Origin of the sequence: Halorarius litoreus, assembly GCF_024362405.1 — an archaeon.
Classification (GTDB): Archaea; Halobacteriota; Halobacteria; order Halobacteriales; family Haloarculaceae; genus Halorarius; species Halorarius litoreus.
Map to the genome: position 1 here is coordinate 1,851,193 of NZ_CP101454.1, position 17,716 is coordinate 1,868,908.

Annotated in this window: 18 protein-coding genes; 9 read left to right on the forward strand and 9 right to left on the reverse strand. The window is 68.4% G+C overall.

Annotated features, from left to right (window positions below; translation table 11 throughout):
* Nucleotides 1-24 precede the first annotated feature (24 nt).
* The gene (locus NL126_RS09440) at nt 25-951 is read right to left on the reverse strand and encodes a DUF7282 domain-containing protein (RefSeq protein ID WP_255198670.1); all 927 of its coding nucleotides are present in this window, start codon (nt 949-951) and stop codon (nt 25-27) included.
* A gap of 40 nt (nt 952-991) precedes the next feature.
* Nucleotides 992-2,068 carry a DUF7350 domain-containing protein gene (locus NL126_RS09445; RefSeq protein ID WP_255198671.1) on the reverse strand — a complete coding sequence of 359 codons (1,077 nt, stop codon included), beginning with the start codon at nt 2,066-2,068 and terminating at the stop codon, nt 992-994.
* A gap of 91 nt (nt 2,069-2,159) precedes the next feature.
* On the opposite strand from NL126_RS09445, the gene NL126_RS09450 reads away from it, so the two are divergent.
* On the forward strand, nt 2,160-3,452 hold the full coding sequence (locus NL126_RS09450; RefSeq protein WP_255198672.1) for an outer membrane protein assembly factor BamB family protein: 1,293 nt from the start codon (nt 2,160-2,162) through the stop codon (nt 3,450-3,452).
* On the opposite strand, the gene NL126_RS09455 is transcribed toward NL126_RS09450, so the two are convergent.
* Nucleotides 3,431-3,571 (reverse strand): hypothetical protein, encoded by a 141-nt coding sequence (locus NL126_RS09455; protein ID WP_255198673.1) that lies wholly within the window; start codon nt 3,569-3,571, stop codon nt 3,431-3,433. The two genes, NL126_RS09450 and NL126_RS09455, sit on opposite strands and share 22 nt — an antisense overlap.
* A 77-nt stretch (nt 3,572-3,648) precedes the next feature.
* Complete coding sequence (locus tag NL126_RS09460) at nt 3,649-4,632, reverse strand: glutathione S-transferase family protein (protein WP_255198674.1); 984 nt, start codon at nt 4,630-4,632, stop codon at nt 3,649-3,651.
* A 204-nt stretch (nt 4,633-4,836) separates the two neighbouring features.
* On the opposite strand from NL126_RS09460, the gene NL126_RS09465 reads away from it, so the two are divergent.
* Complete coding sequence (locus tag NL126_RS09465; RefSeq protein WP_255198675.1) at nt 4,837-5,130, forward strand: GYD domain-containing protein; 294 nt, start codon at nt 4,837-4,839, stop codon at nt 5,128-5,130.
* Nucleotides 5,131-5,340: 210 nt separating this feature from the next.
* Entirely contained in the window at nt 5,341-5,874 is a 534-nt protein-coding gene (locus NL126_RS09470) for a 50S ribosomal protein L16 (RefSeq protein WP_255198676.1), read from the forward strand.
* A 44-nt stretch (nt 5,875-5,918) separates the two neighbouring features.
* Here the strand turns inward: NL126_RS09470 and NL126_RS09475 are convergent, their stop codons facing one another.
* The gene (locus NL126_RS09475; RefSeq protein WP_255198677.1) at nt 5,919-6,524 is read right to left on the reverse strand and encodes a TetR/AcrR family transcriptional regulator; all 606 of its coding nucleotides are present in this window, start codon (nt 6,522-6,524) and stop codon (nt 5,919-5,921) included.
* 134 nt (nt 6,525-6,658) lie between these two features.
* Between NL126_RS09475 and NL126_RS09480 the strand changes: the two genes are divergently transcribed.
* The 4 genes from NL126_RS09480 to NL126_RS09495 all read left to right on the forward strand — a co-directional run bounded on the left by NL126_RS09480 (nt 6,659) and on the right by NL126_RS09495 (nt 11,277).
* Nucleotides 6,659-7,531, forward strand: coding sequence for an ABC transporter ATP-binding protein (locus NL126_RS09480; protein WP_255198678.1), 873 nt, complete (start codon nt 6,659-6,661; stop codon nt 7,529-7,531).
* A complete protein-coding gene (locus NL126_RS09485) occupies nt 7,531-8,322 on the forward strand; it encodes an ABC transporter permease (RefSeq protein WP_255198679.1) in 792 nt (263 codons plus the stop codon). Before NL126_RS09480 ends, NL126_RS09485 begins: the two co-directional genes overlap by 1 nt.
* Nucleotides 8,323-8,431: 109 nt before the next feature.
* On the forward strand, nt 8,432-10,372 hold the full coding sequence (locus tag NL126_RS09490; RefSeq protein WP_255198680.1) for a COG1361 S-layer family protein: 1,941 nt from the start codon (nt 8,432-8,434) through the stop codon (nt 10,370-10,372).
* Nucleotides 10,373-10,413: 41 nt separating this feature from the next.
* Complete coding sequence (locus tag NL126_RS09495; protein ID WP_255198681.1) at nt 10,414-11,277, forward strand: ATP-grasp domain-containing protein; 864 nt, start codon at nt 10,414-10,416, stop codon at nt 11,275-11,277.
* On the opposite strand, the gene NL126_RS09500 is transcribed toward NL126_RS09495, so the two are convergent.
* The 4 genes from NL126_RS09500 to NL126_RS09515 form a co-directional block, all read right to left on the reverse strand.
* Complete coding sequence (locus NL126_RS09500; protein ID WP_255198682.1) at nt 11,274-12,113, reverse strand: hypothetical protein; 840 nt, start codon at nt 12,111-12,113, stop codon at nt 11,274-11,276. The two genes, NL126_RS09495 and NL126_RS09500, sit on opposite strands and share 4 nt — an antisense overlap.
* Nucleotides 12,114-12,144: 31 nt before the next feature.
* On the reverse strand, nt 12,145-14,352 hold the full coding sequence (locus NL126_RS09505; protein ID WP_255198683.1) for a PAS domain S-box protein: 2,208 nt from the start codon (nt 14,350-14,352) through the stop codon (nt 12,145-12,147).
* A 107-nt stretch (nt 14,353-14,459) separates the two neighbouring features.
* Nucleotides 14,460-14,840 (reverse strand): Hsp20/alpha crystallin family protein, encoded by a 381-nt coding sequence (locus tag NL126_RS09510; protein WP_255198684.1) that lies wholly within the window; start codon nt 14,838-14,840, stop codon nt 14,460-14,462.
* A 79-nt stretch (nt 14,841-14,919) separates the two neighbouring features.
* Nucleotides 14,920-15,933 carry a type II glyceraldehyde-3-phosphate dehydrogenase gene (locus NL126_RS09515; RefSeq protein WP_255198685.1) on the reverse strand — a complete coding sequence of 338 codons (1,014 nt, stop codon included), beginning with the start codon at nt 15,931-15,933 and terminating at the stop codon, nt 14,920-14,922.
* Nucleotides 15,934-16,066: 133 nt separating this feature from the next.
* Between NL126_RS09515 and NL126_RS09520 the strand changes: the two genes are divergently transcribed.
* Both NL126_RS09520 and NL126_RS09525 read left to right on the forward strand, forming a co-directional pair.
* Nucleotides 16,067-17,017 carry an aminopeptidase gene (locus NL126_RS09520; protein WP_255198686.1) on the forward strand — a complete coding sequence of 317 codons (951 nt, stop codon included), beginning with the start codon at nt 16,067-16,069 and terminating at the stop codon, nt 17,015-17,017.
* 54 nt (nt 17,018-17,071) lie between these two features.
* On the forward strand, nt 17,072-17,716 hold the full coding sequence (locus NL126_RS09525; RefSeq protein WP_255198687.1) for an HVO_0476 family zinc finger protein: 645 nt from the start codon (nt 17,072-17,074) through the stop codon (nt 17,714-17,716).

Consider the following 17,716-nt stretch of genomic DNA (forward strand, 5'->3'; position numbering starts at 1 on the left):
GCGGAGTGCCGGATGTCACCGGCATCATGCCCGATTCCAGCCCACAAGCCCGGCGAGCACGAGCGCGGCGAGCGCGGCGAGGAGCCCGAATCCGGGGCCGTCGGTGGCCGCCTCGGGTCCGGTGGGTGTCGCGCTGTCCGTGTCGTCGCTCGGTACACCCTCGTCCGTGGGTGTTGGCGTCGCGGTCTGGACGAGCGCGGGCGTGGGCGTCGCGTTCACGTCGCCCCGATACCGGACGCCGAAGGTGGTCGCGACCGGCTCCTCACCGGCGGTGATGGTCTCGCCCGCGTCGTCGACGAGCACCGCGCTCGCGGTGAACTGCTCGTGGCTCGCAAGGAACGACTCGTTCAGCCCGACGGTGACGTTCGCGTGGCGCCCCGCCGAGAGCGCCGTCCGCCCGAGTTCCCGACCGTCAGTGCCGTTGCGAACTACGACCGCGCCGTCGCGTGGGTGCGTGGCGGTGCGAACGGTGACGGTGGTGTGTGAGGCGTTCAGCCGCTGCGGGGCGAACGCCTCGGCGGTCACGAGCGCGGAGGCACCCTTCGCGACCGTGACACGCTCACCGGCGGCCTGACCGAACGTCTCCAGGACGGGGTCATTCTCGGGGTCGAACCGGCCGTCGCCGTCGCTGTTGTGGAGGACGAGCCAGATCTCCTGTGTCGTCCAGTCGGCCCACACTGCCGAATCGATGGTGACACGCACGTCCGTCTCGAGCCCGCCGGCCTGCAAGAGCGGGACGTGGCCGATGGGCTCGCCGATGTCGCCCCCGTCCGAGCGGTGGACCACGAGGTAGCCGTCGGCGCCGACGAACGCCGTCTCCGCGACGAGCGTGCCGTCGTCGCTGACCTGCGCGTCAGCCGAGACGTGGTTGACGTGTGCGGCGACCGGCAGGGGGACGGCCGCGAGCACGAGGCCGAGTGCGAGCGCGACGAGCACGAGCGTTGAACGCATCTGGTTGGTCTCTCTGGGGGTTCGCGAGCCAAAAGGCTGTTCAGACGGTCAGCGTGACGTCGTCCATCTGGAGGAACGCGCGTTCGTACCCTTCGTGGCGGGCGACCTGCGGCGGGGTCGACACCGACAGCGTCACCTCGTCGCCCGACGCCAACGCGTCGAGACCCGCCCCGTAGTGGAAGTCGAGGTCGGGGTCGAGTGTGCGGGTGAGCGCGCCGTCGTACACGGTCTCACCGTCGCGCCGCACGGTCGCGTTCAGCGCCATCGCCGGGAGGACGAGCCGGTTGTAGCGGGTGCGCGCGGAGACAGCGAGATACGTCGAGGCGTCGAACCGGGACGCCGACTCACCCTCCAGCACGGTCGTCGTGAGCCGGGCGTCGTCGGCGAGGGGCTCGCCGAGGACGGTGCCGGGGAGGTCTTCCTTGGGCGGGGCGGTCGCCTGCGGCATCATCCCCATCTCCATCGGCTTCACCGCGCCCGGCTGCCCGTAGGCATCGAGCTCCTCCACCTGCACCTTCGCGCGCTCCTCCTCGGTGAACGCGAAGGGTATCTCGGCGGTCGCCGGCTCCCGGAACTGTCCCGCGTACTCCCCGGTGAGCGCGACGGCGTCGGGGATCGCGCCCACGGAGACCTTCGCCGTGTACTCACCATCGCCGTCGAGCCCGAAGTTCGCGCCGTAGTGGTAGCCCATCCGCTGGGAGAGCATCGGGTAGATGACCTCCTGGCTGACGAGTTCGTCGTCTTGGTCGATTTCGACCGACAGCCCCGTCTCCGGGATGACCGTCCCGGTCGGCTCGTGGAACACGACGGCCATCCCGTGGATGTCGCCGTTCCGTTCGGTCTTCGAGAGGTCGCGACCGTTGACGTTCCAGAAGGCGTGCGGGGCAGCGTACATGAACCCCACCCGGTACGGCCCCGCCGTCTGCATCCCCTGCATCGACATCGTCTCGCTGAACCGCTGGACGTAGATGCCGTCGGGGAGGTCCTCGGAGCCGGAAGGTGTCGCGGTCTCCGTCGGCGTCGGGGTCGAACTGTTCGTGTCCCCCGAAATGCCCGAACAGCCAGCGAGGAGGGTGCTTCCCCCGCCTACGAGCGCGAGGAAGCGTCGTCGTTCCATGCCGTGGTCGAGGGCCCAGCGTCGAAAAGTGGTTCTGGTACGACCCTCGAAGAAGCGCGGGCGCTTTACTCCCTCGGGGACAACCCCCGGTGTGAAACGGCTGGTCTCCGCGTCGCTCGCGCACACTCGCCTCGCGGTGGCGCTCGCCCTGCTCGTGGTCCTCGCCGGCTGTGCCGGTGGCGTCGACGCTCCCGGCAGCGACGGCTCGGAGACGCCCGAGGTCGAACTCGTCGAGCGCTGGACCGCAGGGACGAGCACCATCGAGGGGAACCACCACGCCGCCGTGGCGGGCCGCGTCGACGGGGAGCCGGTCGTCGCCGTCCCCATCGGCGGCCACCACGGCGAGAACGGCTGTGAACTCCTCGTGCTCGACGGCGCCGGCGAGACGCGCTGGCGGGAGGCGATTCCCCCCGAGGCCTGCACCATCCACGCCGTCGCGGACCCGTCGCTCGCGGACTTCCTCGGTGCGTCCGGCGGCGACAGTCGGCCCGAACTGTACGCCTCGACGACGGAGAACGCCGTCCTCGGGTTCGACCCGCTCACGGGCGAACAGCTGTTCCGCTACAACCTCTCGGACTACGGCTACACGCGCCCGGTCGTCGCGGACGTCATCGGCGACGACACCGAGGAACTGGTCGTCACGGACGTCGACGGCGAACTCTCGGTCGTCCGGCCCGACGGGTCGGTCGTCTGGCGTCGCCCCCTGAACGCCTACTCGTGGTCGGCGCCCGCGGTGGCGAACTTCGACGCGCAGGGTGGCAAGGAGGTCGTCGTCGGCCTCGGCAACGGCACCGCCATCGCGTTCACCCCCCGCGGCGGCGTGGCGTGGACGGCGACCGTCGACGGGAGCATCACGTGGACGGCCGACGGCAACGTCGACGACGACCCGGCCCGCGAACTGCTCGTGGCGACGGCCGCGGGCGAGGTGGCGGCCATCGACGGCGCCTCCGGCGAGGTGGAGTGGTCGCGCACGGTCGAGAAGTTCGCCGCGGTCGGCGCACCCTTCGACGGTGACGACGACGGCGATATCGAAGTGTACGCCGCCGACGAGAGCGGCACGCTGTACGCGCTCTCTGGTGCGACTGGCGAGACCGAGTGGACGACGACGCTCACCGACGCCGAGGTGCAGATGACGCCGCCGCCGGTCGCGGGTGACGCGACTGGAGATGGAGTTCTCGACCTCATCGCGACGACCAACGACGGCGGCGTCCTCGTCGTCGACCCCGCCGACGGAACGATTCGCGCGCGCTACGACCGCGACGCGGCCATCTACACGCACGCGACGCTGGCGGACACTGACGGCGATGGTACGCAGGAAGTGTACGTGGTGTACGGCGACGGTCGCGCCGTCGCCCTAACCGTTCACAGCTCTTCGTCCTCGTAGAGCTCGTCGAAGTCGAGCTCCTCGTCGCGTTTCTCGACAGCCTTCTCGATATCGCGTTCCCGACGCTGCTCTCGCTTCACACGACCCTTGCGCTCGCGACCGCGCTTCGTGTCTCCCATACAGTGTCAGAGGTTAACACGCACGGACTTAATGCTACCGGCGGACTCATCCGATGACCGTACCGAAACCCGGCAATTCAGACGTCGGCGACGGGCGTAGCCGGCGGTTCGCCGGGGAGGTCGTCGCGGTCGTGGTCGGCCTCGAAGTCGAGGTCCGGTCCGACGGCGACGAACGCGGTCGGGTTGATGTCGGTGTGGGTGGTGTAGTAGTGCTCCTTGATGTGGGCCATGTTCACCGTCTTCGCGACTCCCGGCGTCTGGTAGATGTCGCGGACGTACGGCCAGAGGTTCTCGTACTGCTGGACGAGTCGCTTGTTGCACTTGAAGTGGGTGTGGTACACCTGGTCGAACCGGACGAGCGTGGCGAACATCCGGAGGTCGGCGAGCGTCAGCCGCTCGCCGTCACCCACCATGTACCGCTGGTCGGCGAGCACCGCGTCCCACTGGTCGAGCGCGGTGAACAGTTCGCCAACCGCGCGTTCGTACGCCGCCTGGGTCCCGGCGAACCCCGCGCGGTACACGCCGTTGTTGACGGGGTCGTAGATGGCGTCGACCGCCTCGTCGATCTCGTCGCGGATGTCCTCGGGGTAGAGGTCGACGCCGTTGCCCTCGAACGCGTCTGCGAACATCCGCATCACCTCGATGGACTCGTTGTTGACGATGGTTCCCTCCTCGCGGTCCCACAGCACCGGGACCGTCACGCGGCCGGTGTAGTTCGGGTCCGCTTCGAGGTAGGTCTCGCCGAGGTAGTCGAAGCCGTTGACCGTATCGGGGGTACAGTCGTCCTTCTCGGGGGTGAACTGCCACCCCTTGTCGTCGCGGTACGGGTCGACGATGTCCATCGAGACCGTGTCCTCGAGCCCCATCAGCGACCGGACCATCGACGCGCCGTGCGCCCACGGACACGCCCGCGAGATGTAGAGGTGATAGCGGCCCGCCTCGGCGGGGTAGTCCTCCCCGAGCCGATCGCGGAACGTCGTCGGCTGGCGGTCGAACTCGCCGTCGTCGTCCTGCATGTCGTAGTCGGTCCGCCACTCCCCGTCGACGAAGGTGTTGACCATCGTGCTCAGCTACGGCCCGAAGCGGTATATGGATGCAGGCGACACCGATGTCACCCCGCTACGTCCCGGTAAGCGGCCCGCCGGCCGCCGGGCGAACGGTCGGCTCTGGCCCCGTACGGCGGGCTTACTCGCTCGCGACAGGAGCCTACCCCGTCGATCCAGTCTATAACTATTCCTCATGTCGCCGAACGGTTCGGCTGCATCATGCCGACGTACATCACCCTCACGAACTACACACAGCACGGAATCGAGAACATCAAAGACAGCCCCACTCGCCTCGACCAGGCGAAAGAGGTCGTCGCGTCGGTCGGTGGCGAGTTCAAGGACTTCTATCTCACGATGGGGCAGTACGACATCGTCTTCATCGCCGACTTCCCGGACGACGAGGCGGCGGCAAAGGCGATGCTGACAATCGCCAAGGGCGGCTCGGTTCGGTCGGAGACGCTCAAGGCGTTCAACGAGCACGAGTACCGCGACGTCATCGGCACACTCGACTGAGCAGTACCCGTCGACACTCCCCGGTCACTCCCGGGTCGAGCCCCTGATTTTTGCAGTCTGCACCCAGTGAGGCTGCCGTCGACCCGAAACGGTGGGGTCGTCCTCGTTGCCGGTTCTTCTCCGTGCTGACACGGGTGTCTGTGACAGGCACGCGGGGTTCGAGACGCCTTCGAAGCCTTCATTAACGGCGTGGGCCTCGTCTACAGTAATATGAGCGACAAACCCGCGTCGATGTACCGTGACATCGACAAGCCGTCGTACACGCGTCGGGAGTACATCACGGGTATCCCCGGCTCGAAGGTCGCACAGTACAAGATGGGCCGCATCGACAAGGAGCCCGACGACTACCCGGTCCAGATCAGCCTCATCGTCGAGGAGAGCGTCCAGATCCGCCACGGCTCGCTCGAGTCCGCGCGTCTGTCCGCCAACCGCCGGATGCTGAAGATGCTCGGCGAGCAGGGCGACTACAAGATGATCCTCCGGAAGTTCCCCCACCAGGTCCTGCGCGAGAACAAGCAGGCGACCGGTGCGGGTGCGGACCGTGTCTCCGACGGGATGCGCCAGTCCTTCGGGAAGATCGTCGGCACCGCCGCACGGATGCAGAAGGGCGAACAGCTGTTCACCGCGTGGTGTCATCCCGAGGACGCGGCCACGGTCAAGGACGCGTTCCGCCGTGCGTACAACAAGATCACGCCGCCGTGCCGCATCAAGGTCGAGCGCGGCGAAGAGCTGCTCATCGCGTAACTCGGTCTGTCTCTCCTTTCGCGTTTTCCCGTCTCGGAGCGGTGCTACCGGGTCAGCCCACGCGCCACCGTCTCGATGAGCGTGTTGCGAATCTCCTCGTAGCGGTCCGGTCCGAGCTGCTGGTCGAACTCCTCGTGGTGGAGGGTGACGAGCCCGACCGCCCCCAGCAGCCCCAGAAACAGGTCGAACTCGATGGCCCGGAGGTCGCCGGTCTCGCGCCACGCCTCGAAGAACGGCCGGAGTTCGGCCATCGCCTCGCGCTGGGTACGTTCGAGTTCCTCGGCGGGGAGGTCACGGAACGCCGTCGTGTACGTCGAATCGACGACCAGCCGCTGTAACAGGGGGCTCTCCTCGATCCACGTCAGGTAGTGGTCGAACAGGCAGACGATGGCGGTCTCCGGATCGTCGATGTCGCGAAGCGCCGCCTCCACCTCGGCGAGGAACTCGTCGCGCTCCTGGGTGAATATCTCGAAGTAGAGCGCCGACTTCGAGTCGAAGAAGCGGTAGAACGTCCCCTTCGCGATGCCGACCTCGTCGGTGATGTCGGCGACGTTCGTCTTCTCGGGCCCGTAGCGAACGAACAGCCGGCGGCCCGTCTCGACGAGCTGTCGACGGATCGCGTCCCGCTCGTCGTCGCTGAAGCCTCTCATCGTGTCTGGGGTGGGTGGGTGGTGGTCACGGTGCTGAGCGAACGTCCAGAAACTCGCCGCGAGAGACTGGCTACGTCCCGATATACGACTTGCTGACCCAAATAGCTATCTGGTCATACAGTCAATAAGAACCCATGGCGGCAATCGAGGTATCGAACCTGAGCAAACACTACGGGGACGTCCGCGCGAACGACGGGCTGTCGTTCGCCGTCGACGAGGGTGAGATATTCGGCTACCTCGGCCCGAACGGCGCGGGGAAGACGACGACCATCCGGACCCTGCTCGGCTTCCAGGTCCCGACCGACGGCACCGCGACGCTGCTGGGCCACGACATCCGCGACGAGGACGCGCTCATCGAGGCGAAAGCCGACATCGGCTACTTGCCGGGTGACCCCGGGCTCGACGAGACGGTGACGGGTGAGGAGTATCTGGAGTATCAGGGCTCGCTGAAAGGTGACAGCCGCCGCGACGAGCTGCTGGAGCTGTTCGACCCGCCGCTCGACCGGAAGATCCGCGAGTACTCGCGGGGGAACAAGCAGATGCTCGGCATCGTCCAGGCGTTCATGCACGACCCCGACCTCGTCATCATGGACGAGCCCACCTCGGGGCTCGACCCCCTCAAGCAGGGGGTGTTCAACGAGTTCCTGCGCGAGGAGCGTGCCCGCGGGAAGACGGTGTTCTTCTCCTCGCACATCCTCGGCGAGGTCCGGCGGGTCTGCGACCGCGTCGGCGTCATCCGTGAGGGGAAACTGGTCGCGCTCGAAGACGTCGACACGCTGCTCCGACGGGGCGGCAAGCGCGTCCGCGTCCACACCGCGACGGGCCTCGACACGGTCGACCTCGGGGGTGCCGTCGACGTCGAACGGCTGGACGACGGCGTCCAGTTCACGTTCGCGGGCGACTACAACGACCTGCTGGCGTTTCTCGCCAGCTACGACGTGGTCGACCTCGAGATCGAGGAACCGCCGCTCGAGGACGTGTTCATGCACTTCTACGGTGACGACTGATGTTCGAGGTCACGCGGTACGAGGCCCGACGCCGCGTCCGGGGGTCGCTCGTACTCACCGCGCTGCTCGCCGTGTTCGCGCTGTTCGTCGTCTACCTCTACCCCTCCATCGCGGCCTCGGGCGTGGACTTCGAGACGTACATCGAGAGCCTCCCGCCCGCGTTCCAGGAGGGGTTCGTCGGCGACGCGAGCCTCACCACCGTCGAGGGGTTCCTCTCGACGGAGATGTACCAGTTCCTCTGGCTCATCCTGCTGGGGCTCTACATCGCGTACAGCGCCGGGTCGACCGTCGCGAGCGACGTCGAATCCGGACGGATGGACATGCTCCTCGCGACGCCGGTCTCCCGCTCGCGCGTACTCGTCGAGAAGTACCTCGCGCTGCTGGTTCCCATCCTGCTCGTCAACCTCGTGACGCCGTTCGTCGTCTACGGCGGCCTGCTCGCCATCGGCGAGCGCGTCGACACGATCTCGCTGTTCGCGGTCCACCTGCTCTCGATTCCGTACCTGCTCGCCTGTGCGGGCGTCGGGCTACTGCTGTCGGTGCTCGTCAACCGCGCCGGTGTCGCCCAGCGGGGCGGCATGGGCATCGTGTTCGCCCTGTTCCTGTTCGACACGCTCACCGCGAACACCGAGTTCGACTGGCTCGCCGTCCTCAGCCCGACCCACTACTACAGCCCCATCGACATCCTCAACGACGGCACCTACGACCTCGGGGGCGCGCTCGTCCTGCTCGCCGCTGCGGTCGTCCTCGTCGTCGTGAGCATCGTCGTCTTCGAACGGCGGGATCTCTGATGACCCGCCCGCATCGCCCCTCGACCACCCACCCCACCACTCACACCATGTCCCACGTACCACGCGCCGCTGGCACCGTCTCCGACCGCCCCCGAACGGGGGTGCGACGATGAGTCGGCGGTCGGTCGGGTCGCGACTGGCCGTGGTCCTCGTCGTCTGTGCGCTCGTAGCTGCCCCCGGTGTGGTCCTCGCCGACGCCGACGGCCAGCCGCGGCTCGGCGCGTCGCTCGTCGAGAACCGGGTCGTCGCCGGCGAGGAGACGACGCTGCAGGTGACGCTCACCAACGCCGGCGAGCTGGACCAGGCGTCGACGACGAACCCGGCGTTGAACCAGCGTGTCCTGACGGCGACGGGTGTGAGCGTCCACCTCCGTGACGGCGGTGCGCCCCTCGCTGTCACGACCGCCCGCCAGCGAATCGGGAGCCTCCCCGACGGTGGCGAGCGCGTCGTCCCGTTCACGGTCTCGGTCGACGAGGACGCCACACCCGGCACCTACCGACTGCCCGTGGACGTCGAATACAGCTTCACTTCCTCCATCTCGGAGCCGAACGGGTTCGTTACCGACGAGACGCTCCGCGACACGCTGTTCGTCACCGTCCGCGTCGTGGAACAGGCGCGGTTCGCGGTCGTTGGGGTCGACGCGGACGTGGGGCCCGCGAGCGTCGGGACGGTCTCGCTCACCGTCGAGAACGTCGGGAACGAGGCGGCAGATAACACAGCGGTCGCCCTCGAATCGCTCGACTCGGCCGTGACGGTCGGTGCGGGGTCGGCGAGTCGGTTCGCCGGCGACTGGGCGCCCGGTGAGCGCCGCACCCTGACCTACGTCGTGACGGCCGCCGATACCACCGTCAGCGACGAGTATCCGTTCCGCGTGACGGCGGCGTTCGACGACGCGCGCGGCGTCCCGAGAACCGCCGCCGCCGGGGTCGTGGGTATCGCACCGAGCATCGACCGGCGGTTCGTGGTGACTGGCGTCGAAAGCGACGTGGCCGCCGGTGGGGCGGGGACGGTCACGGTGACGCTCCGCAACGACGGCCCCGCGACCGAGGAGGCGACGGTCGCCCTCCAGTCGCAGAGCGGGGCGCTCGCCGTCGACGGCGCGCAGGCGAGCAGCCGGTTCCTCGGCGACTGGGCCACTGGAACCGAACGGACCGTCTCGTTCGGCGTGACGGCGCTCCCGGGCACTGAGGGTGGTACGTACGCGCTCGACGCGGCCGTCTCCTATCGAGGTGCTGCGGGCGTCACGGCGGCTGCCCGTCCGGCGAGCGTCGGGGTGGCGGTCGCCGGCACGCCGGCGTTCTCACTCGCCGATGTCGAGGTGTCGCTTGCGGTCGGCGAGCAGGGCACCATCCGGGGGACCGTCGTCAACGACGGTGCGACCCCGGTTCGAAACGCCGTGGTCGTCCTCTCTTCGCCGTCGGCGAACGTCCAGCCCCTGGAGTCGACGTACGCCGTCGGTGACATCGCGCCCGGCGCGTCAGCCGCGTTCGCCGCCGCCGCCGTCGTCTCCCCCACGGCCGAGGCCGGCCCCCGCCCGGTCGACGTGACCGTGCGCTACACGGACGCGAGTGGCACCACTCGACAGAGCGATCCGCTCCAGCTCGCCGCCGCCGTCGCTGAACAGCCCGACCGGCTGGCGTTCGAGGCCGTCAACGCCACCTACGGCAGCGACACCGACAACCGACTCGAGGTTCGGGTGACCAACGTCGGCGACGAGCGGCTCGACGACGTGCAGGTCCGACTCGCCGCCGGCCCGCCGTTCACCAGCGAGTCGCCGACGGCGTTCGTCGCCAGCCTCGCGCCCGGCGAGACCGCCACCGTCGGGTTCGAACTCACGGTCTCGGAAGACGCCGTCGAGAGCACTCACGCCGTCGCGCTGAACGCGACGGCCGAGACGGCCGACGGCACGACCGTTCGCACGGTCCCGGAACTCGTCCCCGTGACCGTCGCCGAACCCGAGGGGCCGGGCGGTGACCTCGCGCTCGTCGGCGGCGGAGCCGTGCTCGTCGTGGTCGTCCTCGTCGCGGGCTGGTGGTGGCTCCGGCGCTGACGCCGAACGGTTCTTGGTGCCGCCCTCCCTCTCCTCAACCGATGCTCCGGCTGGCCGTCGCCACGAACGTCGAGACCCTCACCCGGATTCGCGACCCGCTCCGAGAGCGTGGCATCGCGGCCGAGTACGTCCAGACGAAGGAACGCGCGATCCCGCTCGACACCGACGACTTCGACGGCTTCGACGTCGGGTTCGTCTTTCCCTCGCGGCTGATGGAGGGTGGCGTGGCCGACGCCCTCCTCAGCGTGCCGTGGGTGAACGACCGCGAGGCCATCCTGCGCTCGCGGAACAAGGGCGGAGCGCTCGCACGCCTCCGTCGGGCGGGTGTCGACACCCTGGAGACGGTCGTGGTGTCGAACCCGGTCAGTGAGGGGACGCTCCGGGAGGTGTGGTCGCGGTTCGACCCGCCGGTCGTCGTGAAGCCCAACTCCACGACGCGCGGCGTGGGCATCGCGAAGGCCCACGACTTCGACTCCTTCTCCGGCATCGTCGACTACCTCGACCTCGTCCACGACTACCGCGCGACCGGCGACCGCTCGTTTCTCGTCCAGGCGTTCTTCCCCGACGCTCGGGACTACCGGGTCATGTGTATCGAAGGCGAGTACGCTGGCGCGGTCGAGCGCCGCCTCCCCGACGACGCGCTCGCCGAGGGGGGCTGGAAACACAACGTCCACCGCGGCGCGGAGGCGACGGGCGTCGAACTCGAACCCGGTGACCCTGTCCGGGCGTGTGCGGAGGCCGCCGCGGCCGCGCTCGATATCGACTGGCTCGGCGTCGACGTGCTCGTGTCGGGTGACCGGGCGGTCGTCACCGAGACGAACGCCCGGCCGACCGTGGACGCGGCGACCAAGTACGACCCCGACTTCTACGACCGGCTCGCGGCACTGATCCGCTCGCGCGCCTAACCCTCGCGGGCCACGAACAGGAAGACGACGGCGAACAGCCCGCAGAGCGCGGCGACGTACCAGCCGACGCCGGCACCCACGAGAACGACGCCACCGACCCCCGCCGCCACGAACCCCAGCGCGAGCGCCGCGGCGACCCACCGGACGGCCGGGTTCGGTTCGCGCCCCTCGACCTCGCGGTCGGCGTTCGCGGCGACGACGGCGTCGAGTGCTGCCGTCACCTCGTCGAGTCGCTCACCCGGGACGAGAACGCGCGAGGGCGCCCCACCGAACCGCCCCGGTCGGGTGGGAATCGAGAGCGTGACCAGCGCGAGCGGGCCGAGTCGTCGGCGCCGGTAACCAGTCACGCGCGAGAGGTCGAACGTCCGTTCCCGGTCACGGAGCGTCGCGGTCTCCGGGTCGAGGGTGCCGCGCGTCGCGGAAATCGCGTAGGCGACGCCCGCGAGCAGGCCAACGGCGACGAGCCCGCCCGCGAGCCGGGGGTCGACCGCCCACGCGACCCCGAGCAGGCTCGCACCGCCGACCCCCAGCACCGCTTTCGCCCGCGTCGAGAGCGTCCGTTCGACCGACTCCGGGGAGAACGTGGGCCGCTGGTCGGGGTCGCGGAGCATCGGCAGGAGGTACAAAAGCGAGAGCGGCCCACCGACGAGCGCGAACAGCCCGATCAGCAGCCGGAGTTCCCAGCTCCCGGTCCAGAGGAGCAGCCCGAGCAACACGGTGACGGCGCCCAGCACCAGCACCGGCACGCCGTACAGCAGGCCACATCCCACGAGAAACAGCCCACGGAGCCACGGCTGCGTCGTCGCGTCGTAGCGCCACGAGACGCGGTCGGACATCGCCCGAGGGTCGGCCGCCGGCGCGAAAAGGCTACTGCTGGTCGGCGGGCGATTCGATGCCCGACACCTCGATGCGGGCGCCGCCCAGTTCGCTCTCGGTCGCCGAGACGGTCCAGCCGTGGGCCTCGGCGATGGTGGTGACGATGGCGAGCCCGAAGCCGCTCCCGTTCGACGTCGAGTAGCCGGCGGTGAACACCTCCTCGCGCTCGGGTCTGGGGATTCCGGGGCCGTCGTCGGCGACGTACAGCGTATCGCCCTCGATACCGACCTCGATGGTCACGGTTTCGTCGCCGTGTTCGACCGCGTCCTCGCGAGCCTGCGAGCGAGGGCTCGTGGAGCCGTGCTCCACGGCGTTGACGAGGAGGTTCTCCACGAGTTCGGCGAATCGCTGTCTGTCGGCCAGGATCCGTCGTGCGGGCGGGAACGCGGTCCGAACCGTCACGTCGTCGTCGAAGACGACGTTCTCGACGGCCTCCTCGACGGCCTCCGTGAGGCTGACAGAGGCCGTCTCGTCGACCACCTGCCCCTGTTCGGCGAGCCGCAACACGTCGTCGATGAGCTGTTCCATGCGGGTGAGCGCCTGTCTGGCCCGCTCGACGTGTTCGCCCTCGGCGTCGAGCAGGCTCAGACTTCCGCTGGCGACGCTCAGCCGGTTCCGGAGGTCGTGACTGAGCACGCTCGCGAACTCCTCGAGCCGCTCGTTCTGCCGGCGAAGCTCGCGTTCCCGCTGTTTCCGGTCGGAGATGTCGCGGCCCACGCCCACGAGCCCCAGCGTCTCGTCGTCCTCGCCTTTCAGTTGCGCACCGGTGAACTCGTAGGGGATGCGCTCGCCCGACTTCGTCTCGAAGTAGCTCTCGACGGTGACGGCCACGTCCTCGCGGAAGACGGTCGCGATGTTCTCGGCGATGGTCTCGGCCTCGTCGTCCGGGACGAACTCGAGCGGCGTCATCGCTTCAATCTCGTCGGCGTCGTAGCCCGTGACCGTCTCGAACTGGTCGTTCCACCGGAGGAACTCCCCCTGTTCGTCGAACGCGTACAGCGGGTCCGACATCGTCTGGAAGATGCTCTCGGTGAACGCCCGTTCCTCGCGGAGGTCGCGTTCCCGCTCTTTCAGCTCGGTGATGTCGCGCCCTTCGGGAATGAGGAGGACTACCTCGCCGGTCTCGTCGGTCACCGGTCGCACCGAGAAGTCGATGGTCACGACGCCGTCGGCCCCCTGGACGTCGAGGTCGGTGCGAACGAACTCGCCGCTGGCCGCCCGGTCGACGAACGCCCGCGCGACCGTCGCGGCGTCGCCGTGCTGGAACCAGTAGGCCTCCCACACCTTCTTGCCGACGACGTCCTCTCGGTCGAGGCCGCCGAACGCCAGCGCCGTCTCGTTCGCCTCGACGAGCGTCCCGTCGGGCTCCATCAGCCCGGTGAACTGGTACGTCTGGTTGAAGATGGCCTCGTGGCGGCGCTCGCGCTCCCGGCGCTCGGTCACGTCACGGAAGTAGATGGAGAGGCCGTCCTCGTCGGGGTACGCCCGCGCCTCGTACCAGGCGTCAGTGTCCTCGTTGTACGCCTCGACGGCGGTCTGTTCTCGGGTCTGGAGCGCCTCGCGGAACGCCGCCTCGAACTCGCTATCCTCCAGGTCGGGGAACGCCTCGAACACCGACGTGCCGAGCAACTCGCCCTCGTCGACGCCCAGCAGCTCCTCGGCGTGGCCGTTGACGTAGGTGTACCGCCAGTCGGTGTCGAGCGCGACCACCGCGTCAGAGACGCGCTCGTGGACCTCGCGTATCCGGCGGTCGGTCTCCTCGGCTCGCTTCTCGGCGCGGTACTGCGCGACCGTGTTCTCGATACGGTTCGCGAGCAGCGTGAACCGCTCGTCGCCAGGGAGCTTCTGCAGGTAGTCGGTGACGCCCGCCGAGACGGCCCGGCCGGCGATGTCCTCGCTCCCCTTCCCCGTGAACAGCAGAAACGGGAGGTCGGGGTAGTCCTCACGCACCCGTTCGAGGAACTCGATACCGTCCATCGGGGGCATCTGGTAGTCCGAGACCACGCAGTCGACCTCGTCGAGGCGGTCGAGCGCCTCGTGCGGGTCGGAGAGCGACACCACGTCGAACCCGTCGCGTTCCAGTTTCGTCGCGGTCAGCTCCAGGAACGCGTCGCTGTCGTCGAGGTGCAGGACCCGGACGTCCCCTCGGTCCGGCCGCTCGTCCTCGTCGTACACCGCTGACTGCCCGGTACTACCCATCAGTAGTCCCGAGATACGGCTACCTGGGTTTAAACGTACGGCCGGCCTCACGTCTCGATACTTTCGACCGACGTGGGCGGGCTGGAGAAGGCTCCGGGAGTCGGTACCTAGCGGAGGTCGATGTTGGCGGAGCCGTCGGCACGCTCGAGGGTCACTTCGAGGACGCCGTTGTTGAACGACGCGCTCGCGGTGTGCTCGTCCACACGGGTGGGGAGCTTCAGCCGTTCCTCGTACTCGCGGCGCTCGGAGTGGGCACCGATGGTGAGGCTCCGCCCGTCGCACTTGATGTCGATACCGTCGCGCTCGATACCGGGGAGGTCACCGATGACGCGGACGAACTCGTCGGTCTCCTGAATCGAGAAGTGCGCCTCGTCCCCGAAGCCGGCGTCGGCGCTGATGTCGACGTTGCCACCGGTCATGTCCTCCATCATCCGCTCGATCTCCCGGAAGAAGTCGTCGAAGGGGTCGTCCCGGTCGTCTCTACGCATATACGAACTCTGCTAGGGCCGTTCACCGCAAAAGCCTTCTGACCGTGTCAGACGTTGACTCGCCCCGGGTCGTGGCGGCTCAGAACCCGACGCCCATCGCCTCGTCCGTGCGGGCCATCGACTCGGCGGCGTCCGCTTCCCCGAGGACGGCCCGGATGGCGTCGACGTTCTCGGGCACCACGTCGGACTCCTGGTGGATGGCCTGGAACAGGTAGAGGTCGTCGTCTTCGATTGAGATGGACTCCTCCCAGATGCAGTTCTCCCAGATGTCGGCCCGGGGACGGCCACGGTCCATCGCGAACTCCTTGAGCTTGCCCGCGCCGTCGATGTCGTACGCGGGCGGAATCAGGAACAGCCGGTCCTCGGCGGCGAGCAGGTCGCGCACCTCGTCTTCGCTGGGGACCTCCTCGAGCTGGACGTTCACGCTGTGGGTGTGCATCAGCGTCGCCGGCACCTTCATCCCGAGCGTGTCGATGTTCAGGTCGGGGAAGATGGTGTTCACGTCCGGGCCGTGGTGGCTGGGGAGCGTCACCGGATTCGGGAGGATGTCGTTGATCGGACCGCGACCCGTCTGGCCGGGGTCCCCACCCCGACGCACGAGCGTGACGCGGGCCTTCTCCACGCCGTACGCCTCCTGGAGCGGTGCGAGCAGTCGCGACAGCCCGGTCGTGTTACACGAGACGACGCGGACGTGGTCGGCGCCCTCGGCCTCGGCGAAGTTCGAGCGGGCGTTGAACGAGGCGTCGACGAAGTCGGCGTCTTCACCGCCCTGATACAGCGCGGGCGTGTCGTACTCGTCGTACATCGCGCTGTTCTGTTCGCCGATGCCCGAGGGACAGGCGTCGACCACCACGTCGCTCGCCGCGACCAGCTCCTCGACCGGGCCCGCCACCTCGATGCCGGCCTCCCCGAACAGGTGTTCGCGCTCGTCGACGGCGTAGTAGAGCGGATAGCCCTTCTCGACGGCCGTCTCGGCCTCGTGGTTGGGGCGCGTCTTGGCGACGCCGACGAGTTCCATGTCCGGCTGTGCTTCGACTGCGTCGGCCACGCGCTTCCCGATGGTGCCGTAGCCGTTGATGCCGACCTGAATCATACGCGTGGGTCGCGTGGCGTCCGGGTTAATCGTTTCGAGACTCCACGGCCCTTTCCGCGTCCCTAACCCCGATTACTCGGCCGATAAGGAAGGAAGGACAACCGTCAAACGGCCCCCGACCGAACCCCCGGCTATGACCGACCTCTCCGCGCCCGCCCGCACCGCAGTTCGGCAGTGTCTCGCGCTGGAATCCGACGAGTCGTGTCTCGTCGTCACTGACGACAAGCGCGAACCGATCGGTCGCGTGCTGTACGAGGCCGCCCGTGCCGTGACCGACGACGCCGTCCTCATGCAGTATCCGCCGCTCTCACAGCACGGCGAGGAGCCCGACGACACGGTCGCGGCCGCCCTGAAGGAGGCCGACGTGTTCCTCGCACCCACCAGCAAGTCGCTCTCACACACGCGCGCCCGGCAGAACGCCTGCGAGGCGGGGGCGCGCGGTGCGACGCTCCCGGGCATCACCGAGACCGTGTTCACGACGGGACTCGACGCCGACTACGACGAGATCGCCGCCGAGTGTGACGCGATGCTCGAGAAGGTCGCCGACGCCGACGAGGTCCGAGTCACCTCCCCACAGGGCACCGACATCACCTTCGAGTTCGAGGGCCGCGAGTGGCTCTCGGACACGGGTATCGTCCACGAGCCGGGTGACTTCTCGAACCTCCCTGCGGGCGAGGTGTTCATCTCGCCGTCGAGCGCCTCTGGTCGATACGTCGTCGACGGCACCATCCGCCCGCACGACCTCTTGGAGGAGGGCCAGACCGTGACGTTCGAGGTCGACGACGGCTACGTCACGAACATCGACGACCCGGAGGTGGCCGCGGAGTTCGAGACTGCGGCCGAGGAGGTCGGCCAGGACGCCTACAACCTCGCGGAACTCGGCATCGGGACGAACGTCGCCGTCACCGAGCTCTCGGGCTCGGTGCTACTGGACGAGAAGGCCGGCGGGACGGTCCACATCGCCGTGGGCGACGACGCCTCCATCGGTGGGGACACCGACGCGCCGATTCACTCCGACGGCGTGCTTCGGGAGCCGACCGTGTACGTGGACGGGGAGGAGGTAGATCTCCCGAGGGGCGTCTGAGGCACTCACACACCATTCCACGCCCTTTTACGTCAGCGGACGGTAGCACCGGCAATGAGTACGTCACGCGTCGCGGTCACGTGTCCGTCCTGTTCGCCGGACGCGCCGACCGCCCACGAGGTGCTGAAGGAGGGTGGGCTCGCCACCGTCCGCTGTACGGAGTGTAGCCACGTCCACAAGGAGGACCTCTCGGGTCCCGAAACGATCGAGCGGCAGGTCGTCGTCTCGCAGGACGGCGAGTCCTTTACGGCGAGATACGAACTCGAACCCGACGAAGAGTTAGAGACGGGCGACGAGTTCCTGCTCGACACCCCCGAAGCCATCATGCAGGTCCGCATCACCTCACTGCAGAAGGAGAGCGAGGAGCGCGTCGACCGCGTTCCCGCCGAGGACGTCCAGACTATCTGGACACGAGCAGTCGGAAACGTCACGGTGAACCTGACGCTCCACCCGAAGGACACCAAGCGTGAGGAGACGCGCTCGCTCGAACTCCAGGTCCCCGGTGACGAGAAGTTCGTCGTTGGTGACATCGTCGAGCACGGCGAGGAGAAGTTCGAGGTGAAGGGGCTCGTCGTCCGCAACGACGCCGAGGGGTACATGCGTCAGCAGTTCGACCACGACGGGGACATGGCGTTCGCGAAGGACCTCAAGCGCGTCTACGGCCGCGACCAGACCTCGACCGCCTGGTCGGCCTGGTAG

Coding starts and splice junctions, on each gene's coding strand:
- NL126_RS09455 (WP_255198673.1), bottom strand. CDS start 3,571: ATGGGAGACACGAAGCGCGGTCGCGAGCGCAAGGGTCGTGTGAAGCGA.
- NL126_RS09510 (WP_255198684.1), bottom strand. CDS start 14,840: ATGCGTAGAGACGACCGGGACGACCCCTTCGACGACTTCTTCCGGGAG.
- NL126_RS09475 (WP_255198677.1), bottom strand. CDS start 6,524: ATGAGAGGCTTCAGCGACGACGAGCGGGACGCGATCCGTCGACAGCTC.
- NL126_RS09500 (WP_255198682.1), bottom strand. CDS start 12,113: ATGTCCGACCGCGTCTCGTGGCGCTACGACGCGACGACGCAGCCGTGG.
- NL126_RS09480 (WP_255198678.1), top strand. CDS start 6,659: ATGGCGGCAATCGAGGTATCGAACCTGAGCAAACACTACGGGGACGTC.
- NL126_RS09490 (WP_255198680.1), top strand. CDS start 8,432: ATGAGTCGGCGGTCGGTCGGGTCGCGACTGGCCGTGGTCCTCGTCGTC.
- NL126_RS09440 (WP_255198670.1), bottom strand. CDS start 951: ATGCGTTCAACGCTCGTGCTCGTCGCGCTCGCACTCGGCCTCGTGCTC.
- NL126_RS09485 (WP_255198679.1), top strand. CDS start 7,531: ATGTTCGAGGTCACGCGGTACGAGGCCCGACGCCGCGTCCGGGGGTCG.
- NL126_RS09465 (WP_255198675.1), top strand. CDS start 4,837: ATGCCGACGTACATCACCCTCACGAACTACACACAGCACGGAATCGAG.
- NL126_RS09495 (WP_255198681.1), top strand. CDS start 10,414: ATGCTCCGGCTGGCCGTCGCCACGAACGTCGAGACCCTCACCCGGATT.
- NL126_RS09505 (WP_255198683.1), bottom strand. CDS start 14,352: ATGGGTAGTACCGGGCAGTCAGCGGTGTACGACGAGGACGAGCGGCCG.
- NL126_RS09520 (WP_255198686.1), top strand. CDS start 16,067: ATGACCGACCTCTCCGCGCCCGCCCGCACCGCAGTTCGGCAGTGTCTC.
- NL126_RS09470 (WP_255198676.1), top strand. CDS start 5,341: ATGAGCGACAAACCCGCGTCGATGTACCGTGACATCGACAAGCCGTCG.
- NL126_RS09515 (WP_255198685.1), bottom strand. CDS start 15,933: ATGATTCAGGTCGGCATCAACGGCTACGGCACCATCGGGAAGCGCGTG.
- NL126_RS09445 (WP_255198671.1), bottom strand. CDS start 2,068: ATGGAACGACGACGCTTCCTCGCGCTCGTAGGCGGGGGAAGCACCCTC.
- NL126_RS09525 (WP_255198687.1), top strand. CDS start 17,072: ATGAGTACGTCACGCGTCGCGGTCACGTGTCCGTCCTGTTCGCCGGAC.
- NL126_RS09460 (WP_255198674.1), bottom strand. CDS start 4,632: ATGGTCAACACCTTCGTCGACGGGGAGTGGCGGACCGACTACGACATG.